Genomic DNA, 19592 nt, shown 5'->3' on the forward strand with positions numbered 1-19592 from the left:
TGCGAACTCATAAAAAAAGCCCGCTGCAGCAGCGGGCTGGGTCCGGGGCGGGGAACGCTCAAGCGGAGCGCCGGGCGCGGCGGCTGCGCAGGACTTCGTCCAGCACCAGGCAGGCTGCGCCGGTGCAGATGGCGATGTCGGCTACGTTGAAGGCCGGGTAGTGCCAGCCGCCCCAGTGGAAGTCCAGGAAGTCGACCACATAGCCGTGCATCAGGCGGTCGACCACGTTGCCGATGGCGCCGCCCAGGATGCTGGCGATGGCGAAGCAGAAGAACTTCTGTTCCGGGTGCTTGCGCAGCTGCCAGACGATGAGCAGCGTGGCGATCACGCCGATGCCCACGAACAGCCAGCGCTGCCAGCCGCCATGCTCGGCCAGGAAGGAGAAGGCCGCGCCGGTGTTGTGCGCGCGCACGATGTTGAAGAAGCCGGTGATGGGCGTCCAGTCACCGTATTCGTAAAAGCTCAGGATCCACTGCTTGGTGAACTGGTCGATGCCGATCAGCAGGGCGGCCCACAGCAGCCAGGGCCAGTACGCCGGCTTGCGGGTGGCGCCGTGGGGGAGGGAGGCCGAGGAGCTCATGGCATGCCTTTGAACGAGGTGCTTGAAAATCAATAGCTGCTAGCGTACGTGTTTTCTTGGTTTTACAATGAAAGTCTTGTGAAACCAAGTGAACACCAGCGCGAGGCGCTCTCATTATTCATGAGAGTGCCTGCGCGCCTCAGGCCTTGCTGCGCGCTTCGCCTGCGCCGTGCAGGTTGCTGTCGCAGCGGCCGCAGAGGGTGGGGTGCTCGGGGTTCACGCCCACGTCGTCGCGGTAGTGCCAGCAGCGCTCGCACTTGGCGTGTTCGCTGGCCTGGACGCTGGTGGTCAGTGCCTCACCGGCGACCGCCTGTGCGGCGGAGGTGATGAAGACGAACTTCAGGTCGTCGCCCAGCGATTGCAGCAGGGCCAGGTCCTCGGGCTCGGCCGTCAGCGTGACTTCGGCCTGCAGCGAGGCGCCGACGGCGCCGGTGGTGCGCACGTCCTCGATGTCCTTGTTCACCACGTCGCGGATCTCGCGCAGGCGCTGCCACTTGGCCAGCAGCGCTTCGTCGCCGGCCGGCAGGTCGGTGAACTTCTCCAGGAAGATGGATTCGCTGGAGCCAAAGATCTTCCAGGCTTCTTCGGCCGTGAACGACAGGAAGGGCGCCATCCAGCGCAGCAGCGCGTGCGTGATCTGGTGCAGCGCGGTCTGGGCTGAGCGGCGGGCCAGGCTCTTGGGCGCGCTGGTGTACAGGCGGTCCTTGAGCACGTCCAGATAGAAGCCGCCCAGGTCTTCGGAGCAGAACAGCTGGATCTTGGCGACCACGGGGTGGAATTCGTAGACCTTGTAGTGCGCCAGGATGTCCTGCTGCAGCTCGGCCGCACGCGCCAGCGCGTACTGGTCGATCTCCAGCAGGTCCTGGTAGGCGACGCTGTCGGTCGCGGCATCGAAGTCGCTGGTGTTGGCCAGCAGGAAGCGCAGCGTGTTGCGGATGCGGCGGTAGGCGTCCACCACGCGGGCCAGGATCTTGTCGTCGATGCCCAGGTCGCCCGAGTAGTCGGTCGAGGCCACCCACAGTCGGATGATTTCCGCGCCCATCTTGCTGGACACGTCCTGTGGCGCCACGGTGTTGCCCAGCGACTTGGACATCTTCTTGCCCTGGCCGTCCACGGTGAAACCGTGGGTCAGCAGGCCGCGGTAGGGCGCGCGGCCAAAGATGGCCGAGGCCAGCAGCAGCGAGCTGTGGAACCAGCCGCGGTGCTGGTCGTGGCCTTCCAGGTACAGGTCGGCCTCGGGGCCATGGTCGTGGTGGTGCTCGGGGTGGGTGCCGCGCAGCACGTGCCAGAAGGTACTGCCGGAGTCGAACCACACTTCCAGGATGTCGGTGCTCTTGGTGTAGTGCTGGGCCTCTTCAGCGCCCAGGATGTCTTCCGCGGTCACGCGGCTCCAGGCCTCGATGCCGCCTTGCTCCACCATGGCCGCGGCCTGGTCGATGATTTCCAGGGTGCGCGGGTGCAGCGCGCCCGTGTCCACATGCAGGAAGAAGGGGATGGGCACGCCCCAGGAACGCTGGCGCGAGATGCACCAGTCGGGACGGCCGGCGATCATGGCGCGCAGGCGGTCCTGGCCGTTCTCGGGGTAGAAGCTGGTTTCCTCGATGGCTTCCAGCGCGATCTGGCGCAGCGTCTTCTCGGGCTTTTGGGCGGGGTCGGTGAACACGCCTTCGCCTTCGTCCATGCGGATGAACCACTGGGCGGCCGCACGGTAGATGACGGGCGTCTTGTGGCGCCAGCAATGCGGGTAGCTGTGGGTCAGGCTGGTGGTGTCCATCAGGCGGCCCGCGACCTTCAGCGCGTCGAGGATGACGGGCACGGCCTTCCAGATGTGCTGGCCGCCGAACAGCGGCAGATCGGCCGCGTACACGCCGTTGCCGGTCACGGGGTTCAGGATGTCCTTGTAGTCCATGCCGTTGGACACGCAGCTGTTGAAGTCGTCCACGCCATAGGCCGGGGCCGAGTGCACGATGCCGGTGCCGTCGTCGGCGGTGGCGTAGTCGGCCAGGTACACCGGCGAGATGCGGTCAAAGCCCTTGTCCACGTGCGCCAGAGGGTGCTTGAAGGGCATGTGGTCCAGCGCTTGGCCTTTGGCGGTGGCGACCACGCTGCCGGCGATCTTCCAGCGCTCCAGGCACTTGGCGACCAGGGCGGAGGCGACGATCAGCAGGCCGCGCTCGGTGTCCACCAGGCTGTATTCCAGCTCGGGGTTGACGTTCAGCGCCTGGTTGGCGGGGATGGTCCAGGCGGTGGTGGTCCAGATCACCACAAAAGCTTCTTTGCTCAGCGCGGGCAGGCCGAAGGCCGCCGCCAGCTTGGCCGGATCGGCTGCGGGGAACATCACGTCCAGCGTCTGCGACTGCTTGTCGGCGTATTCGATCTCGAACTCGGCCAGCGAGGAGGCGCAGTCAAAGCACCAGTACACGGGCTTGAGGCCGCGGTAGACAAAACCCCGCTCCATCACCTGCTTCAAGGCGCGCAGCTCGGCGGCCTCGTTGGCGTAGTTCATGGTCTTGTAGGGGTGGTCCCAGTCGCCCAGCACGCCCAGGCGCTTGAAGTCCTCCATCTGCTGCGCGATCTGCTCGGTGGCGAAGGCGCGGCTCTTGGCCTGCATCTCGTCGCGTGGCAGGTTGCGGCCGTGCAGCTTTTCGATGGCGTTCTCGATGGGCAGGCCGTGGCAGTCCCATCCGGGCGCGTACAGCGCGTCATAGCCTTCCAGCTGGCGGCTCTTGACGATCATGTCCTTGAGCACCTTGTTCACGGCGTGGCCGATGTGGATCTTGCCGTTGGCGTAGGGCGGGCCGTCGTGCAGGATGAACTTGGGCGCGCCCGCGCGGGCCACGCGCAGCTTCTTGTACACGCCTTGCTCGTCCCATTCCTTGGCCCAGGCGGGCTCGCGCTTGGGCAGGTCGCCGCGCATCGGGAAGGGGGTGTCGGGCATGTTCAGCGTGGCGCGGTAGGCGGACGCTTCGGGCTTGTGGGCTTTGGAATCAGACATGGGGGAACCTTGAGGGCGTGCCAGGCTGGCTGCAGCCGGGCGAAAAAAAGCAGGGGAAGAGCGCCGGGCGCGATGCCGGCGCCCGAGCTGACGGGAGCGAGCGTCAAATTCGGTCGCGCGTGGTCTGGCGACGGGTTTCGGTATACGTGGCGAAGAACGCGCGCGCGTCGTCGCAGTCCTGGGCGATGCCTGCGGTCAGGGCGGCCAGACTGTCGTATTTGAGCTCGTCGTGCAGTTTGTGCAAAAGTTCCACGCGGATGATTTTACCGTAGGCCCCTTCGCCACCCAGGGCGGCAGGCCAATCCAGGCAGTGCGTCTCCAGCAGCACGCGGCCGCCGTTGACGTCGTTGGGGTCCAGCGAGGGGCGGATGCCCAGGTTGGCCACGCCGCGCAGCGGCTGCGCATCCAGGCCATGCACCAGCACGGCAAAGATGCCGCTGGCGGCCGGTTTCCAGTGGTTGAAGCGCAGGTTCAGCGTGCGAAAGCCATCGCTGGCACCGGGCGCCGACTCGGCCAGTTGCCGCCCCAGCTTGCGGCCGTGCACCACGTGGCCGGAGATGGTGTAGGGGTGGCCCAGCATCTGCGCGGCGGCGGCCATGTCGCCGGCCGCCAGGGCGGCGCGCACCGTGGTGCTGGACACGCGTTCGCCATGCACCTCGTAGCTGTTCATGCGCGCCACGTCAAAGCCCTGCCGCTGCCCGGCCGCATCCAGCATGCCGTAGTCGCCGGCGCGCTGGGCGCCGAAGCGGAAGTCGTCGCCCACCAGGATGTACTGCGCCCCCAGGCCGTGCACCAGCACATCTTGGATGAAGGCCTCGGGCGACTGGCTGGCCAGGGCCGCGTTGAAGGGCAGCACGACCACCTGGTCGACGCCGCACAGCTTGAGTTGCGAGAGCTTGTCGCGCAGCGTGCCCACACGCGCCGGGGCCAGCTCGGGCTTCTTGAATTTCTCCGCGAAGAAGTCGCGCGGGTGAGGTTCGAACGTCAGCACGCAGGTGGGGATGCCGCGCTGCGCAGCCTCGGCCGACAGCAGGGCCAGCATGGCCTGGTGGCCGCGGTGCACACCGTCAAAATTGCCAATCGTGACGGCACATTCTGGCGCCAGTCCAGGGTGCTTGAATCCTCGGAAAATTTTCATCTGTCGCTTTGTTTTTTATAGCTGACACGGCCTGCAGCCCCGCGTGGTTGGTGGCTGTTTGTCACCGAAAGCAAGTATATTGCGCTTCAGAAGGACGGCGAAGTTGGCCCGACTGTGGGCGACGGCGGGCGTTCGCAGTGGTCTGCAAGGAGGCTGAACGTGAGAGTCTTGATGCTGTCCGCCCATGGCTTGCCACAGTCATGGCTCACGCTGGAAGAGGCGGTGCTGTACTACGCCGCCGACGATGTGCGCTGGACCCTGGGGCACCCGGTGGCGCTGTTCCGTGGCGGCCACAACGCCGTGACGGGCCTGCAGTCGGTGATCGAAGTGCACAGCATCATCGGCACCCGCGGGGTGCCGCGCATCAATCCGCACGCACTCACCCCGGGACTCACCAATACCAAGCTGTTCGCCCGCGACCGCAATGTCTGCGCCTACTGCGGCAAGCTGTACGACGCCGCGCACCTGACGCGCGAACACATCGTGCCGGTGTGCCAGCAGGGCCGGGACCACTGGATGAATCTGGTCACGGCGTGTAAATCCTGCAACCACCGCAAGGGCCCGCGCACGCCCGAGCAGGCGCGCATGCCGCTGCTGTATGCCCCCTACGTGCCCAGCATCTGGGAGGACTTCATCCTGCGCAACCGGCGCATCCTGGCCGACCAGATGGAATTCCTGCGCATGCACGTGCCCAAGTCCTCGCGGCTGGCGCAGGGCGATGACCATGTGTCCGAGTTTGAAAACTGCAGCCCAGCCTGAAAATCGGCCTTGGCTTATGGTGAAATCCAGGGTTTTCCCTGAATCTGGTTTGCCATGATCGTTCGCGAGCGCCCCACCGGGCTGTCCCTGTTCCTCACCTTGCGGGGGTCGGTGCTGCAGCGCATCCGCTGGAAACTGTGTCTGAACATCCTGCTGGCGGTGCTGGTCACCCTGGCGCATGGCTACCTGTTCGACATCAAGATCACGGTCACGCCCATCCCCTTCACCCTGATCGGCCTGCCGCTGGCCATCTTCCTGGGCTTTCGCAACAACACCGCCTACGACCGCTACTGGGAGGGCCGCAAGCTCTGGGGCGACCTGAACATCCGCGCCCGCACCCTGGCGCGCCAGTGCCTGAGCCTGATCGACAGCCCCCAGGTGCTGGAGCCGCGCAACCGCGACGGCGATGTGCGCGTGCGCATGGTGCACCGGGCGATTGCCCATGCCCACGCCCTGCGTGAGCAGCTGCGCGACCATGTGGACGACCGCTCGGTGGAGCGCTGGCTGACCGCGGCCGACTGGGAGAAGGTGCGTGGGCTGCCGCTGGCACACCGTGGCGATGCCATCGTCCAGGCCAATGCCCACGATCTGGCGCAGTGCATCCGTGCCGGGCAGATCGACCCCTGCATGGCCACCAAGCTGGACGAGACCCTGACCCAGATGACCTTCGCCGCCGCGTCGTGCGAGCGCCTGCGGCACACGCCCATGCCGTTTTCCTACTCCTTGCTGGTGCACCGCACGGCGCACCTGTACTGTTTCCTGCTGCCCTTTGGCCTGGTGGATGTGACAGGTTTCATGACGCCGTTTGTGGTCACCATCGTGGCCTACACCTTCTTCGGCCTGGACGCCCTGGGGGACGAGCTGGAAGAGCCCTTTGGTACCGACAACAACGACCTGCCGCTGGACGCCCTGTGCCGCGGGATGGAGATGAACCTGCTGCAGTTGCTGGGCGACACCGACATCCCAGCGCCCATCCTGCCGGTGGACTACCGGCTGACCTGAGTCAGCGCCGGCGCCACACGCCACACGCCCAGCCCACAAAAAAAGCCCCGCACTGCGGGGCTGTTTGATTCGGGGGTGCCGCGCACTCAGTGGTCGACCACACCGGCGGTGGCCTGCATGCGCGCCGCCACCTCGCCCAGGTGGTGCAGGCTGTCGCCGTAGGTCATCTCCAGCTGGGTCAGCTTCTTGAACTGGTGGCTGACGATGTACTCGTCGGTCACGCCGATGCCGCCGTGCAGCTGCACCGCCTGCTGGCCGACGCCGCGCATGGACTGGCCCAGCTGCACCCGGGCACGGGCGATGGCGCGGCGGCGCTGCTCGGCGGGCTGGTCCAGCTGAAGGCTGGCGTAGTAGCTCATGGAGCGGGCCAGCTCCAACTGCATCTTCATGTCGGCCAGGCGGTGGCGCAGCGCCTGGAAGCTGGCAATCGCCACGCCGAACTGCTTGCGCTGGTTCAGGTAGTCGGCGGTGATGGCCAGCACCTGGTCCATCACGCCCACGGCCTCGGCACAGACCGCGGCGCTGCCCGTGTCCACGGCCAGCTCCAGCGCGGCCAGGCCTTCGGTGGTGACCAGGGTGGCGGGGCTGCGCTCGGCCTCCAGCTCGGCGGCCCGGCTGCCGTCCTGGGTGAGGTAGCCCCGGGTGCGGGCACCGGGGGCCGCGCGCTCCAGCAGGAACAGGGCGATCTGGCCGTCCAGCACCGCAGGCACCAGGAAGGCGTCGGCCTGGTCGCCTGCGGGGACTATGCTTTTGTGAGCTGTCAGCGCATATCCATCGGGTGTTAGCGCCGCTTTGGATTCACATTTGTCCAGGTGGTAGCGGGCGCGGCGTTCCTGGTGGGCCAGGACCACCAGGGCTTCGCCCGCGGCCACGCGCGGCAGCCAGTCGGCCTGCACCGCAGCGGGGGCGTACTGGGCCAGGACCTTGGCGGTGATGAAGCTCTGGGCCAGGGGCTCCAGCACCATGCCGCGGCCCATTTCCTCCATCACCACCATGGCGTCCACGGCGCCCAGGCCCAGGCCACCGTGGGCCTCGGGCACGTTGAGTGCGGTCAGGCCCAGCTCGGCCAGGGCGTCCCAGGCCTCGCGGCGAAAGCCGCCGGCGGCCACGGCGGTGCGCCGGTGCTCGAAGGTGTAGGCCTTGTCCACCCAGCGGCGGGCGGCATCGCGCAGTTGCTGCTGGTCGTCAGAAAAATCGAAATCCATACCTGTCTCCTGTGGCTGGGCGGCGGGTTGGCGCCGCAGCGCCCAGCGAAGCTCAATCGAAAGCCCCCTGCCGAAGGGGGCGTGAAGCGGTGGCGCCGTGCGGCATCAGCCCAGCAAGGTCTGCGCGACGATGTTGCGCTGCACTTCGTTGGAGCCGCCGTAGATGGTGGTCTTGCGCATATTGAAATAGGTGCCGGCCAGGGGCGCGTTGCCCACGGTGCCGCCGGGGAAGTCGCCCTGCCAGCCGGCGTGCATGGCCTCTTCGATGAAGGGCAGGCTGTAGGGTCCGGCGGCCAGCATCATCAGCTCTGCGTAGCGCTGCTGGATTTCGCTGCCCTTGATCTTCAGCAGGCCCGCAATGTCCAGTGGGTTCTTGCCGCTCTTTTCGGCCGACAGCACGCGCAGCACCAGCATTTCCAGCGCCACGATGTCCACCTCCAGCAGGGCGATCTGGTCGCGAAAGCGGCTGTCCTCCCACACGCCTTCCTGCTTGGCGATGCGCTTGAGGCGCTCCAGCTCGCGCTTGGAGCGGTTCACGTCGGCGATGTTGGTGCGCTCGTGCGCCAGCAGGTGCTTGGCATAGGTCCAGCCCTTGTTCTCTTCGCCGATCAGCTGGTCGGCGGGCACCTTCACGTTGTCGAAGAAGACTTCGTTGACCTCGCACTCTCCGTCCAGCAGCTTGATCGGGCGCACGGTCACGCCGGGGCTCTTCATGTCGATCAGCAGGAAGCTGATGCCGGTCTGGGGCTTGCCCTCGTTGCTGGTGCGCACCAGGTTGAAGATCCAGTCGCCGTGCTGGCCCAGCGTGGTCCAGGTTTTCTGGCCGTTGACCAGGTAGTGGTCGCCGTGGCGCTCGGCGCGCGTCTTCAGGCTGGCCAGGTCGGAGCCGGAGCCTGGCTCGGAATAGCCCTGGCTCCACCAGACCTCGCCGCTGGCGATGCCGGGCAGAAAGCGCTTTTGCTGCTCGGGCGTGCCATAGGCCATGATCACGGGCGCCACCATCACCGGGCCGAAGGGCAGGATGGCCGGCGCGCCGGCGCGGGCCAGCTCCTCGGCGAACAGGTGCTTTTGCACCGCACCCCAGCCGGGGCCGCCAAATTCCTGGGGCCAGCCATAGGCCAGCCAGCCCTTCTTGCCCAGGATCTTGGCCCAGCCCTGGATGTCGTCACGCTCCAGGCGCAGGCCGTTGCGCACCTTGGCGGCCAGGGCGGGGTCGAGGTGCTGATTGATCCAGGCGCGGACTTCTTCGCGGAAGGCCTGTTCTTCGGGCGTGTATGCCAAATCCATGTGGCGGTCTCCTTGGTAAGCCAGGCGGGACCAGGGCCCGCCGTTCACCAAAGAGCTTGCCTGCGACCACCGGGCCCCGGCAACAGGGGGAACGCGCAAAGTTGTCGCGTCGGTGTCTGTGTTCCGCTAAACGGAATCGCCCAATGCCGCGCACAGGCGTTGCACCTGGGCTTCCAGGGCGGCGACGCGGGCTTCAAGCGCTTCCAGGCGCTGCGCCTCGGCGCCGGCAAGCGCTGTGGCGCTGCTGCCACTGCCACTGGCACTGGCGGAGGGCAGGGGTAGCACGGGTGCGCCGCACAGCAGGTGGGCCCAGCGCGCCTCGCGCGCGCCCGGGGCCTTGGGCAGCAGCTGTACCAGGGCACCGCCCTTGTCCGCGCTGCGGTCCTGCAGCTCTTCCAGGAAGGCCTCGACCGAGCCGGTGTCGGCAAAGCGGTGCCAGCGCTCGGCATTGGTGCGCAGCTCGGCCGCGGTCTGCGGGCCGCGCAGCATCAGCAGGCCCAGCAGGGCGCTGGCCTGGCTGGGCACACCCAGCACGCGCTCGAAGTTGTGCTCCCAGCGCATGGCGCGCTGGCCGCTGACCTCGATCACCAGGTGGCGGTCGCGCAGCGCGTCCAGCGTGGCCAGGATCTCGGCGTCGCTGAGCTGCATCACCGGCTCGCGGCTGGTTTTCTGGTTGCAGCCGCTGGCCAGGCTGTTGAGGGTCAGCGGATAGCTGTCCGGAACGGTGCGGGCCTTTTCCATCAAGGTGGCAAGCACACGCGCTTCAGTCGGGGACAGGGGCAGGTTCTGATGGTCGAAGGTCATGGCTGGGATAATTGCGGCGCAATGAAAAACATCGTGATTTTGATCTCGGGCGGCGGGTCCAATATGGCTGCCATTGTGAAGGCGGCCAAGCAGCAGGATTGGGAACGCCGTTATGGCGCCCGCGTGGCCGCCGTGGTCAGCAACAAGGCCGACGCGAAGGGCCTGGTCTTTGCCCGGGAACAGGGGATTGCCACCGAGGTGCTGGATCACCGGCAGTTTGCCAGCCGCGAGGACTTCGACACCGCGCTGGCGCAGCGCATCGACCCCTACCAACCCGCCGTGGTGGTGTTGGCCGGCTTCATGCGCATCCTGACGCCCGGCTTCGTGCAGCATTTCGCCGGCCGCATGGTCAACATCCATCCCTCGCTGCTGCCGGCCTTCACCGGCTTGCACACCCACCAGCGGGCCATCGATGCCGGCTGCAAGTTTGCGGGCTGCACCGTGCATGGCGTGACGGCCGAGCTGGACGTGGGCCCCATCCTGGACCAGGCCGTGGTGCCCGTGCTGCCCGACGACACGGCCGAGACCCTGGCCGCGCGCGTGCTCACGCAGGAGCACATCATCTACCCCCGCGCCGTGGCCGCCTTGCTGCAACAACGCTGATCAATCGCCCTGCATGGCCGCTCCCAGCGCGGGGTGGCCGGCGGCGGCGACCGATGTGGCTGCCGCATGCCGGTCTTCGGCACTGCGGTTCTGGCTGAGCTTGAACTTGGCTTGCACGCGTGTGATGGCGATTTCAATGCCGACGATGTGCGCGAGCTGCCTTTCCAGGTAGTCGGGCGGGGTATCCTTGATTTTCCAGGCGCCTGCCGCGTGGGGCACAACGCCTTGTGTGCGCGCCTCGTGCGTGCGGGTCAGCTTACCCACGGCGCCCAGCACCCATTTCCGGTCGTCGTGCAACTGCAGGCGGCCATGCACATGCACCACGCGGTAGTTCCAGGTGGGCACCTGCTGGTGCGTCGCGTGCTTGCTGGGATACCAGTTCGGCGAGATGTACGCCTGCTCCGCCTGAAAAATGACAAGCACGTCAACACCATCGTGCAGTTGCTCCAGCAGCGGGTTGGCGCGCGCCACATGGCCGATCAGGCGTGCAGGCGCAGCCTCCGGGGTTTCCAGTTCCCACGGCAGATGGTTGGCGTCCAGACCCCCGGCATGCTGGTGTACCAGCGCACCCAGGGGGTGTTGGCGAATCAGGTCGTAAGCATCGGCGGTGCTGGCCGCGAAATGGGCAGGCAGGTACATGGCAGGCGCGCAAGCAAAACGCCCATCATGCCGCCGGCATGGGGGTGGTGGGGCTGTGCGTCAGGTCCGTGTCAGTGCCAGGCCCGGCGGGCGGCAGCCGGGTGAAGCGCGGCTGGGCCACGCCGTCGATCACCACGGTCTCCTGGAACATGGCCGCCGGGCGCACCCACAGGCCGCGCTCGCCGTACAGGGCGCGGTACAGCGTCAGCGGCTCCAGCGTCTCGCTGTGGCGCACGGTGTCGATCACCTCGTACAGCATGCCCTTGTAGTGGCGGTACAGGCCGGGCGGGGTGGTGATCAGCGGGGGCAGGTGTTCGGAAGCCATGGAGCAATATCAAAAGTGGAGCTGTCAGCGCAGGTGGGTATTGGGCTGCAGGCCTAAAAAGCCTTGAATCCCTGGGCGCCCAGCCACGCCAGCCCGGATGGTGCCACGCCGCAGCAGCCAGCGCAGCACCGGGATTTGGTGGCAATGGGACAATACGGGCTATGCATCCCAAAGCCCTCCTCGACGCTTGCGCCGAACTGGTCAAGCTGACCCTCCAATTCCAACACCCCGCCGACGCCGTGGTGTCCCGCTATTTCCGCGACCACCGCAACCTGGGGCCGCGCGAGCGCGCCACCCTGGCCGAAACCGCGTACACCGTGCTGCGCAAGAAGACCTTGTTTGAATCGCTGGCCCGCTCGGGCAGCGGCCCCAAGGAGCGCCGCCTCGCCATCCTGGGCTTCCACGCCCCGCGCAATTTCCTCAAGGCCGCGCTGAGCGAGCAGGAAGCCAAGTGGCTGGACCAGTGCGATGCCGTCAAGCCTGAGGAGTTGTTGCCGCAACACCGCCACAACCTGCCCCAGTGGATGGCCGATGCCCTGCAGGCCCAGGTGGGCGAGCAGTTCGAGGCCCTGGCCGCCAGCATGCTGGAGCCCGCGCCGCTGGACCTGCGCGTCAACGCCCTGCATGCCAAGCGCGAAGCCGTGCAAAAGGAGCTGGCGGCCGCCGGCATCCAGGCCGTCGCCACGCCGTACTCGCCCTGGGGCCTGCGTGTCGAAGACAAGCCCGCGCTGACCAAGCTGGACGCCTTCAAGGAAGGCCGCCTGGAAGTGCAGGACGAAGGCTCGCAACTGCTGGCCCTGCTGCTGGACGCCAAGCGCGGCGAGATGGTGGTGGACTTCTGCGCCGGTGCCGGTGGCAAGACCCTGGCGATCGGCGCGCAGATGCGCAACACCGGGCGCCTGTACGCCTTCGACGTGTCCGCCCACCGCCTGGAGGCGCTCAAGCCCCGCCTGGCGCGCAGCGGCCTGTCCAACGTGCACCCCGCCGCCCTGGCGCACGAGCGCGACGAGCGCGTCAAACGCCTGGCCGGCAAGATCGACCGCGTGCTGGTGGATGCGCCCTGCTCGGGCCTGGGCACGCTACGCCGCAACCCCGATCTGAAGTGGCGCCAGGACGAGCAGGCCGTGCACGAGCTGACCGACAAGCAGCAGTCCATCCTGACCAGCGCCGCGCGCATGGTGAAGTCGGGCGGCCGTCTGGTCTACGCCACCTGCTCGGTGCTGCCCGAAGAGAACGAACGGATTGCCGAAGCCTTCCAGCAGGCGCACCCCGACTTCGTGCCGCTGGACGCGGGCCAGACCCTGGAGCAGCTGAAGGTGGAACACGCCGCCAGCCTGTGCGCCGGCGGCGAGAGCGGCGCCCGCTATGTGCGCCTGTGGCCGCACAGCCACCAGACCGACGGTTTCTTCGCCGCCGTCTGGGAACGCAAGTAAATCCAAATCTGCGCGCAGGGCCGGGCCCCGGCACGGTCCCGCAGGCGCTGGGCCCCATCGGCGTGCCCGCATCGGCCGCCTGGGCCTGGCGCGCCGGCGGCCTCAGTCCACGATGAACAGCTTGGCCCCGGTGGTGGTGGATGAGCGGTGCGGTTCCGCATGGTCGGCCACCTGGTAGCTGGTGCCGGGCGTCAGCGTGAAGCGGCGGCCGTCCTCCAGCTCGGTGTGCAGTTCGCCCTCCAGGCACAGCAGGATGTGGCCCTTGACGCACCAGTGGTCGGCCACATAGCCGGGCGTGTACTCGACCATGCGCACGCGCAGATCGCCAAACTGCTGGGTGCGCCAGTAGGCGCAGCCTTGTTCGCCTGGGTGCTCGGTCGGCGTGATGCGCGACCAGTCGGTCGTGCCAAAGGGGATGGCGCTGATGTGCATGCCAGAAACTCCGGAAGTTGCCGCGTGCGGCGACGGGGGTGGTCAGGCTGCCAGCTTATCGGCCTGGCACTGTCCTGGGCCTAGCCCTTGGGTATGCGGGCCATCGCCTGGGGGCGCATTCAGAGCGGGCGACCCAGGCGCTTTTCCACCTGCCGCTTTTCCCAGCCCACCCCCAGAAACGGCAACCAGCCAAAAATGGCAGCGGCATGCGCCAGGGTGCCGATGCCCCAGCCCAGGGCGGGCCAGTAGAACCACAGCCGGTGCGGCGTCGTCAGCAGGTTGATGGCGCACAGCGCCGCGATCACCACCACGTACTGCGCCAGATGGAGGTAGAAGCCCTTGAGCTTGCGCACCTCCAGCAGGGCCAGCTGTTCCTGCTGGCTGGCGCTGGGCGTGTGGATGGGGGAGGAGGTTGGGGTCGGGGTGTCGGGCATGGCGGGCTCACTGGACAGGGTGGAAAAGTCGATCTCGAAGACCGACGCCAGTGACTTCAAGGATTCCGTGCTGGCCGCGCTGCCGTTCTCGATGCGCTGGATGGTGCGCACGCTCAGGCCGCTGAGTTCGGCCAGCTGTTGTTGGGACCAGCCGCGTTGCAGCCTAAGTTTCTGTACCTGCATGGGGATTCCTTTTGATCACGTCCTGTGAGCATGCCGGCCCGCCAGGCACAGCGCCACGCCAGCAGGGCGACACGGGCACGACACCGGGGTGACAGCCGGGCTGTCGGGCCTGTCAGGTCGCGGGCGCTGCGGGCGCACAGTGCGATGGTCGGCCAGCCCAGGGCCTGCTGGCGCGGCGGGCGGCCGTCCAGGGTCCGTGCAAGGGGACTCGCCCGGCCGGGTCCGCGCGGCACGGGTGCAGCGTACGATAGCCGGCTATGACGACCCAATACGAAAACCTCGCCACGCTTGCGCTGTGGACCGACTTTTTCAAAGTTTCCCCCGCCGAATTGCCCGCCGAGCGCCAGATGCGCGCCCGGCGCATGTCCGGCTTCATCCGTGGCCAGCTGCTGCCCGCGGCAGACCCCGTGGAGCCGGCCGATCCCGCCGCCGCAGCCCCCGAGGGCACGGCCGTGGCGGAGCCGGCCAAAAAAGCCGCCCCCCAGGTCGCGCGCGAATGGGTGCCTGCCCAGTGGGGCCTGGTGCCCAGCTGGGTGAAGTCCGAGAAGGACGCCAAGCTGCGCGCGCCCAAGCTGCTGGTGGCGCTGAATGAAACCGTGAGCACCACCCAGGCCTTCCGCGATGCCTGGCTGGCTGGCCAGCGCTGCATCATCCCCATGCAGGCCTTCTATGTGGACGATGTGCGCACCGGCAAGGCCATTCCCACGCGCATCGCCCGCGTGGACGGCCAGCCCATGGGCGTGGCGGGCGTGTGGAGTCAATGGACCGACCCGGACACCGGGGCCGAGCTGCTGAGCTATGCCGTGCTGACCCTCAACGCCAACAGCCATGCGCTGATGCGCCGCTATGGCCCGCAGGGGGCGGAGCGCCGCATGCCGGCCATCCTGGGCGAGGGCACCTACGACGCCTGGCTGACGGCACGCCAGGACAAGGCGCGCGAGTTCATGCGGGCGTACCCGGCGAACTGGCTGCTGGCCAACCCGGTGGAGCACAAGAAAGACAAAAAGCCCAAGGGCCTGTTTGATTGATGGGGATAGCAGCTGGCGCAGGCTGGGCCTGCGTGAGTGCCTTATTTCTCTTGGATGTTCAAGCGGCTGCGGGGCACCGACGATTCCCGGCTTGCTCCTGCGGCGAGGGGGATGGCTGCCACCCACACCCATGCCGCGATGCCGCCATACCGTGAACCCCGGTGGATGCCATGCTCACTTCCTTCCAAGCCTGGGCGCATGCCCTGGCACCTGTGCACTCCGTCGCCTTTGACGCCCTGGCCTGGCTGTCTCTGGCTTGCTACCTGCTGTTTGCCGTGGTCGCACTGCACTACGCGCTCCGGCCGTGGGCCGAAAAGGCGATGCTCGCGGCCATCGGCGGCGGCACCGCCGCCTCGCTGGTGCTGCACCTGTCCCTGCGCAGCAGCCCTGACTATGTGGGCGAGGGGCCCCTCTGGAAGTTTGTCTCCGTGTCCCAGTACCTGCCCTGGGTGGTGGTCAGCGTGGGGGGGCTCTACGTGCTCTACCGCATCGGCCTTCAACTGCGAAAAATGTGCTGTGGCAGGCAGGACCGCTGAAGCTGCCTTGGGTGGGCGCGGTCCGTGGTGGTCTGCCGCCCACGCGCGGCAGACGCACAGAAAAGCCTGTTGCTGGCTGGCTGGCAACAGGCTTTGATTTTTCATAGCAGTCAACGCTGACTGGGCGTGCGTTGGCTGTCTTTTTGGCTGCAATTCCAGATCCGGTGCGAGGGCGGTGTGCGGAGCACATCTGCAAAACACTTTTCAGCGCGCCATGCGGTGCACAGCCGTTCCCCCGATTGCCTGCACGCGCCAGCGCTGTGCGCGCCGCGGGGCCAGCCTGCCACTTGCCGTTGCGGTGGGAACCTGGCGATGCTGCAGGGCCGCTGGTGGTGCCGGCCGCCTTGGGCCGATGCGCTGCGTGGGCCTGTGTTCACCCCACCAGGCACGGTGAACACCGCCCCACGCCAGCGTGCGGCGCACGGGCTTGCTCGCAGACCCACCCGTGCCCAGCCCGCCAGGGCGAGTTTCTGGCCCTTGCCCTGCACGGCACGCCGTGCCACGCAGGGCGGGTGCTATCCATAGTTTTGATAGCTGTCAGCGCAATCCCCATGCGCGCCAGAGCCAGAAAATGCTGAAAAGACTTTAAGCCGTGACCGCTTCGCCCAGCAGCGCATCCACGGCCGCGTGGGCGGCCAGGGTCTCGGCGCAGGCATTGGCCGCTTCCTCGCCCTTTTTCACAAAGTGCGCGTGGAAGAAGCCGTGCAGCTCGTCCGAGGGCTGGAAGTTGTGGGGCGTCAGCGCCACCGAGAACACGGGCACGCCCGTGTCCAGCTGCACGCGCATCAGCGCCTCGACCACGGCGGCAGAGACGAAGTCGTGGTGGTAGATGCCGCCGTTGACGATGATGGCACAGCCGATGACGGCGTCGAACTGGCCGGACTGGGCCAGCTTTTGCGCCATCAGCGGGATTTCGAACGCGCCCGGCACTTCCACCTGGTGGATGCGGGCGGGCGCGGCGCCCAGGGCCTGCAGCCGTGCGGCGGCTGCGTTATGGGCCTGGTGCACGATGTCGCTGTGCCAGTTGGCACTGACGATGGCGATGCGGGCCGTGGCCAAGGTGGCCTGGGTGGCGTGGGAGGATTGGGAAGGTGTCAAAGTCTGATTCATGTGTGTCTTTCAAGACGTGCAACAAATGAATCAGGGCGCGCGAAGGCAGACGCAGCCCAGGCAGGTGCTGGCGCGCGCAAGCACGCCCGCACCCAGCGGCAGGCTGGAGGACAGGTCTTCACGTTGCTCTTTCATCCGGACTGTGACCGTCGGCTCTGGCATCGCACCAGATCTGCTGACCTTGGCAAAGCAGGCTTTGCCAAGCGCTCGCGGGCTCACAGCACAGGGCTGCATACCGCCGGTGGGGAGTTTCACCCCGCCCTGAGAACGTATGTCGCCTGGTGGTTAGCCAGGCGACAAAGCCATTGTAGGCCGCCGGCATGGCACTGCTGGTCACCCAGGTAACTGGGCCTTGCGCTGGCGCAAGGGCCGTTGCCCCCACCAGCGTGCCACGGTGGCGCCCAGGTGCACCCAGACGGTGTCTGGCAGCGGCGCTGTGCCGGATGGCGCGGGGCCGACCGGGGCGGCGGGCAGGGTGGATTGCAGCCGGGCCGGGCCCTGCAGGGCCGTGGCCTGCAGCCACAGCGCGCACGGGGCCCGCCAGCTCTGGCCGGTGTGCAGGTGCAGCGACAGGCTGGGGCCGCCGTCCATCCCTCCCAGCGGGGCGGTCTGCAGCAGCAGCTGGCCGCTGGCGCAAAACACCTCGGCCCCGGCGGGCAGCGCCAGGCTGTGGGGGAGACCATCGGGGATGCGATACAGGGTGGTGCGGTCGGCCCTGGGGTTCTGGCCGGGGCATGGCGGGGGAGGCAACGAAGACATAAGGGCCTGCGCAAACGGTGTGAAACAAGGGCTCCAGCGTAGGTTACGGCGGGCCATCGCAACAGGCACAGCCGCGGGCCAGGCGCACCGCAGCAGTGCAGGTTAGGGGGCTGCTGTTCTGGTCGTTATGCGCTGTATCTGTATCTGTTGCGCAGCAGAGGCCTGGGGCATGATGGCGGCTCTGTTGTCTGTTGGAAATCCGGCCCATGACACTGGCTGCTGCTGCTTCACTGCCCCTGTACCGCCGCCTGGCGGGGGACTATGCCCAGGCCATGGGCCTGGGGACCCTGCAGGTGGGCGAGCGCATGCCCTCCGTGCGCGAGCTGATGCGCCGCCACCAGGTCAGCCTGTCCACCGCCCTGCAGATGCTGCGCCACCTGGAGGAGCAGGGGCGCCTGGAGGCGCGCCCGCGCGTGGGCTACTTTGTGCGCGATGCGCGGGCGCTGGATGGGGTGGCGCTGACCCGCGAGCCAGACCTGAGCCAGCCGGTGCAGCCCGGCGCCCAGGCCCACTTTGTGGGCATCAACGAACACATTTCCCTGTTGCTGGAGCGCGGGCGCCAGGCCCAGGTGCACCTGGATGTGGGCGGCTGCACGCCACCGCCGGAGCTGTTCGACCACCGCTTTCTGAACAAGACCGTGGCGCGTCTGCTGCGCGAACACCCGCAACTGCTGACGCAGGGCCGCTCGCTGCTGGCCAACCAGGGCAACCACCCGCTGTTCCAGCAGGCCATGGCCCGGCACGCGCTGGCGGCGGGCATCCGCGTGGCCCCCGGCGATGTGCTGGCGACCACCGGCAACTCGGAGGCCGTGAGCCTGGCGCTGGCGGCCGTGGCCGCGCCCGGGGACATGGTGGCGGTGGAGTCGCCCACCTATTACGGCCTGCTGCAGGTGGTGGAGTCGCTGCAGCTGCAGACGCTGGAGATTCCGTGCAGCCCGCGCACGGGGCTGTCGCTGGAGGCGCTGGAGCTGGCCTTCCAGACCCAGCCGCGCCTCAAGGCCGTGGTGGTGGTGCCTGAGTTGCAGATGCCGCTGGGCACGCGCATGCCGGATGCACACAAGGCCCGGCTGGTGGCGCTGTGCGCGCGCTATGGGGCGGCGCTGATCGAGGACGATTCGTATGGCCTGTTCGTCGAAGGCTCGCAGCCGGTGAAGCCCCTCAAGGCCTGGGACAGCGTGGCGGGCCAGGTGATCTATTGCCAGGCTTTCAACAAGAGCCTGGCGCCGGGCTTGCGCCAGGGCTGGATGAATGCCGGGCGCTGGCATGGCCGGGTGCAGATGCTCAAGTTCGCCCAGAGCCGCAACACCCAGACCCTGGGGCAGCTGGTGGTGGCCGAGGTGCTGGGTTCACCCACGCACCAGCGCAGCCTGGAGCGGCTGAAGGCGCAGCTCAAGCAGCAGCGCGAGGCCATGGCCCGGCTGGTGGCGCGCCACTTCCCTATCGGCACGCGCATGAGCCTGCCGGGCGGTGGCCTGTGCCTGTGGCTGGAGCTGCCCGAAGGCTTTTCCAGCGCCCGGCTGTTCGGCGATGCCCTGGACCAGGGGATACGGATTGCGCCGGGCAGCATGTTCTCCAACTCCGGGCGCTACGAACACTGCCTGCGGCTGGCCTGCACCCACCCGGTGGATGCCGCTGTGGAGCAGGCGCTGCAGTTGCTGGGGGCCATGGCCTGCCAGCAACTGGGACAGGCGCCGCGCGGCTGAGGGCCGGGGGACGGCCACCTGTTGGGGTGGGGTCGCCCGCGATGTGGGCGCGCACTTGCAAACCCGCTCACGGGTCGAAAGCGGGTGCCGCACGCCATCCACCCAGGGCGCGGGCAACAAAAAACCGCCTGCAGCTTGCGCTGTCGGCGGTTCTTGTCCGAAGAAACGGCTGAATTACTTCAGCTTGGTTTCCTTGTACTCGACGTGCTTGCGAGCCTTGGGGTCGAACTTCATGATCGACATCTTTTCAGGCATCGTCTTCTTGTTCTTGGTCGTGGTGTAGAAGTGACCGGTGCCAGCTGTGGAAGCCAGCTTGATCTTTTCGCGTCCGCCTTTAGCAGCCATTTTTATGCTCCTTGAGGAAATTAAGCCTGGCCACGGGCACGCATGTCTGCGAGCACGGAGTCGATGCCGTTCTTGTCGATCAGACGCAGGGCAGCGCTGGAAACACGCAGGCGCACCCAGCGGTTTTCGCTCTCAACCCAGAAACGACGGTACTGCAGGTTGGGCAGGAAACGACGCTTGGTCTTGTTGTTGGCGTGGGAAACGTTGTTGCCCACCATGGGCTTCTTGCCCGTAACTTCACATACGCGTGCCATTTGGACACTCCGATATTTGAAACGGCCGCGAGCACGGA

General features: G+C 67.3%; 21 protein-coding genes and 1 riboswitch. Of the genes, 7 read left to right on the top strand and 14 right to left on the bottom strand.

Features of this window, described 5'->3' with window-relative positions; genetic code table 11:
- Window positions 1-58: 58 nt before the first annotated feature.
- The 3 genes from lspA to KAQ61_RS01335 all read right to left on the bottom strand — a co-directional run bounded on the left by lspA (window position 59) and on the right by KAQ61_RS01335 (window position 4713).
- The gene (gene lspA, locus KAQ61_RS01325; RefSeq protein WP_210930252.1) at window positions 59-580 is read right to left on the bottom strand and encodes a signal peptidase II; all 522 of its coding nucleotides are present in this window, start codon (window positions 578-580) and stop codon (window positions 59-61) included.
- 139 nt (window positions 581-719) lie between these two features.
- The gene (ileS, locus tag KAQ61_RS01330; protein ID WP_210930253.1) at window positions 720-3575 is read right to left on the bottom strand and encodes an isoleucine--tRNA ligase; all 2856 of its coding nucleotides are present in this window, start codon (window positions 3573-3575) and stop codon (window positions 720-722) included.
- 103 nt (window positions 3576-3678) lie between these two features.
- Window positions 3679-4713, bottom strand: coding sequence for a bifunctional riboflavin kinase/FAD synthetase (locus KAQ61_RS01335; protein WP_045267397.1), 1035 nt, complete (start codon window positions 4711-4713; stop codon window positions 3679-3681).
- A gap of 159 nt (window positions 4714-4872) precedes the next feature.
- Between KAQ61_RS01335 and KAQ61_RS01340 the strand changes: the two genes are divergently transcribed.
- Window positions 4873-5472 (top strand): HNH endonuclease, encoded by a 600-nt coding sequence (locus KAQ61_RS01340; RefSeq protein ID WP_210930254.1) that lies wholly within the window; start codon window positions 4873-4875, stop codon window positions 5470-5472.
- 54 nt (window positions 5473-5526) lie between these two features.
- Window positions 5527-6474 (top strand): bestrophin family protein, encoded by a 948-nt coding sequence (locus tag KAQ61_RS01345; protein ID WP_210930255.1) that lies wholly within the window; start codon window positions 5527-5529, stop codon window positions 6472-6474.
- An 86-nt stretch (window positions 6475-6560) separates the two neighbouring features.
- Here the strand turns inward: KAQ61_RS01345 and KAQ61_RS01350 are convergent, their stop codons facing one another.
- The 3 genes from KAQ61_RS01350 to KAQ61_RS01360 all read right to left on the bottom strand — a co-directional run bounded on the left by KAQ61_RS01350 (window position 6561) and on the right by KAQ61_RS01360 (window position 9770).
- Complete coding sequence (locus KAQ61_RS01350; RefSeq protein ID WP_210930256.1) at window positions 6561-7679, bottom strand: acyl-CoA dehydrogenase family protein; 1119 nt, start codon at window positions 7677-7679, stop codon at window positions 6561-6563.
- A gap of 105 nt (window positions 7680-7784) precedes the next feature.
- A complete protein-coding gene (locus KAQ61_RS01355; protein WP_210930257.1) occupies window positions 7785-8966 on the bottom strand; it encodes an acyl-CoA dehydrogenase family protein in 1182 nt (393 codons plus the stop codon).
- 126 nt (window positions 8967-9092) lie between these two features.
- Complete coding sequence (locus KAQ61_RS01360) at window positions 9093-9770, bottom strand: YceH family protein (RefSeq protein WP_210930258.1); 678 nt, start codon at window positions 9768-9770, stop codon at window positions 9093-9095.
- 21 nt (window positions 9771-9791) lie between these two features.
- Here KAQ61_RS01360 and purN point away from each other — a divergent pair, with 21 nt between their 5' ends.
- Window positions 9792-10373 (top strand): phosphoribosylglycinamide formyltransferase, encoded by a 582-nt coding sequence (purN, locus tag KAQ61_RS01365; RefSeq protein WP_210930259.1) that lies wholly within the window; start codon window positions 9792-9794, stop codon window positions 10371-10373.
- On the opposite strand, the gene KAQ61_RS01370 is transcribed toward purN, so the two are convergent.
- The gene (locus tag KAQ61_RS01370; protein WP_210930260.1) at window positions 10374-11012 is read right to left on the bottom strand and encodes an FMN-binding negative transcriptional regulator; all 639 of its coding nucleotides are present in this window, start codon (window positions 11010-11012) and stop codon (window positions 10374-10376) included.
- Between the two features lie 25 nt (window positions 11013-11037).
- Complete coding sequence (locus KAQ61_RS01375) at window positions 11038-11337, bottom strand: DUF1653 domain-containing protein (protein ID WP_051519372.1); 300 nt, start codon at window positions 11335-11337, stop codon at window positions 11038-11040.
- Between the two features lie 161 nt (window positions 11338-11498).
- Between KAQ61_RS01375 and KAQ61_RS01380 the strand changes: the two genes are divergently transcribed.
- The gene (locus KAQ61_RS01380; RefSeq protein WP_210930261.1) at window positions 11499-12770 is read left to right on the top strand and encodes an RsmB/NOP family class I SAM-dependent RNA methyltransferase; all 1272 of its coding nucleotides are present in this window, start codon (window positions 11499-11501) and stop codon (window positions 12768-12770) included.
- A 102-nt stretch (window positions 12771-12872) separates the two neighbouring features.
- On the opposite strand, the gene KAQ61_RS01385 is transcribed toward KAQ61_RS01380, so the two are convergent.
- Together KAQ61_RS01385 and KAQ61_RS01390 are read right to left on the bottom strand one after the other, a co-directional pair.
- Window positions 12873-13202, bottom strand: coding sequence for a DHCW motif cupin fold protein (locus tag KAQ61_RS01385; protein WP_154163223.1), 330 nt, complete (start codon window positions 13200-13202; stop codon window positions 12873-12875).
- A gap of 119 nt (window positions 13203-13321) precedes the next feature.
- Window positions 13322-13819 carry a helix-turn-helix domain-containing protein gene (locus tag KAQ61_RS01390; protein ID WP_210930262.1) on the bottom strand — a complete coding sequence of 166 codons (498 nt, stop codon included), beginning with the start codon at window positions 13817-13819 and terminating at the stop codon, window positions 13322-13324.
- A gap of 257 nt (window positions 13820-14076) precedes the next feature.
- On the opposite strand from KAQ61_RS01390, the gene KAQ61_RS01395 reads away from it, so the two are divergent.
- Both KAQ61_RS01395 and KAQ61_RS01400 read left to right on the top strand, forming a co-directional pair.
- Window positions 14077-14847 (top strand): SOS response-associated peptidase, encoded by a 771-nt coding sequence (locus KAQ61_RS01395; RefSeq protein ID WP_210930263.1) that lies wholly within the window; start codon window positions 14077-14079, stop codon window positions 14845-14847.
- 170 nt (window positions 14848-15017) lie between these two features.
- Entirely contained in the window at window positions 15018-15383 is a 366-nt protein-coding gene (locus KAQ61_RS01400) for a hypothetical protein (protein ID WP_210930264.1), read from the top strand.
- Between the two features lie 585 nt (window positions 15384-15968).
- Here the strand turns inward: KAQ61_RS01400 and KAQ61_RS01405 are convergent.
- Both KAQ61_RS01405 and KAQ61_RS01410 read right to left on the bottom strand, forming a co-directional pair.
- Entirely contained in the window at window positions 15969-16493 is a 525-nt protein-coding gene (locus tag KAQ61_RS01405; protein ID WP_210930265.1) for a 6,7-dimethyl-8-ribityllumazine synthase, read from the bottom strand.
- A gap of 118 nt (window positions 16494-16611) precedes the next feature.
- Window positions 16612-16766, bottom strand: a riboswitch (FMN riboswitch).
- Between the two features lie 60 nt (window positions 16767-16826).
- Complete coding sequence (locus KAQ61_RS01410; protein ID WP_210930266.1) at window positions 16827-17252, bottom strand: hypothetical protein; 426 nt, start codon at window positions 17250-17252, stop codon at window positions 16827-16829.
- A 206-nt stretch (window positions 17253-17458) separates the two neighbouring features.
- Here KAQ61_RS01410 and KAQ61_RS01415 point away from each other — a divergent pair, with 206 nt between their 5' ends.
- The gene (locus KAQ61_RS01415; RefSeq protein WP_210930267.1) at window positions 17459-18955 is read left to right on the top strand and encodes an aminotransferase-like domain-containing protein; all 1497 of its coding nucleotides are present in this window, start codon (window positions 17459-17461) and stop codon (window positions 18953-18955) included.
- A 174-nt stretch (window positions 18956-19129) separates the two neighbouring features.
- Here the strand turns inward: KAQ61_RS01415 and rpmG are convergent, their stop codons facing one another.
- Both rpmG and rpmB read right to left on the bottom strand, forming a co-directional pair.
- Window positions 19130-19300: a 50S ribosomal protein L33 gene (rpmG, locus tag KAQ61_RS01420; protein ID WP_042411550.1), complete on the bottom strand. Its 171-nt coding sequence runs from the start codon at window positions 19298-19300 to the stop codon at window positions 19130-19132.
- Between the two features lie 20 nt (window positions 19301-19320).
- Window positions 19321-19554, bottom strand: a complete 234-nt coding sequence (rpmB, locus tag KAQ61_RS01425) for a 50S ribosomal protein L28 (RefSeq protein WP_003058229.1) — start codon at window positions 19552-19554, stop codon at window positions 19321-19323.
- Window positions 19555-19592 lie beyond the last annotated feature (38 nt).

The sequence above is a fragment of the Comamonas aquatica genome, from assembly GCF_018064205.1.
Taxonomy (GTDB): domain Bacteria; phylum Pseudomonadota; class Gammaproteobacteria; order Burkholderiales; family Burkholderiaceae_C; genus Comamonas; species Comamonas aquatica.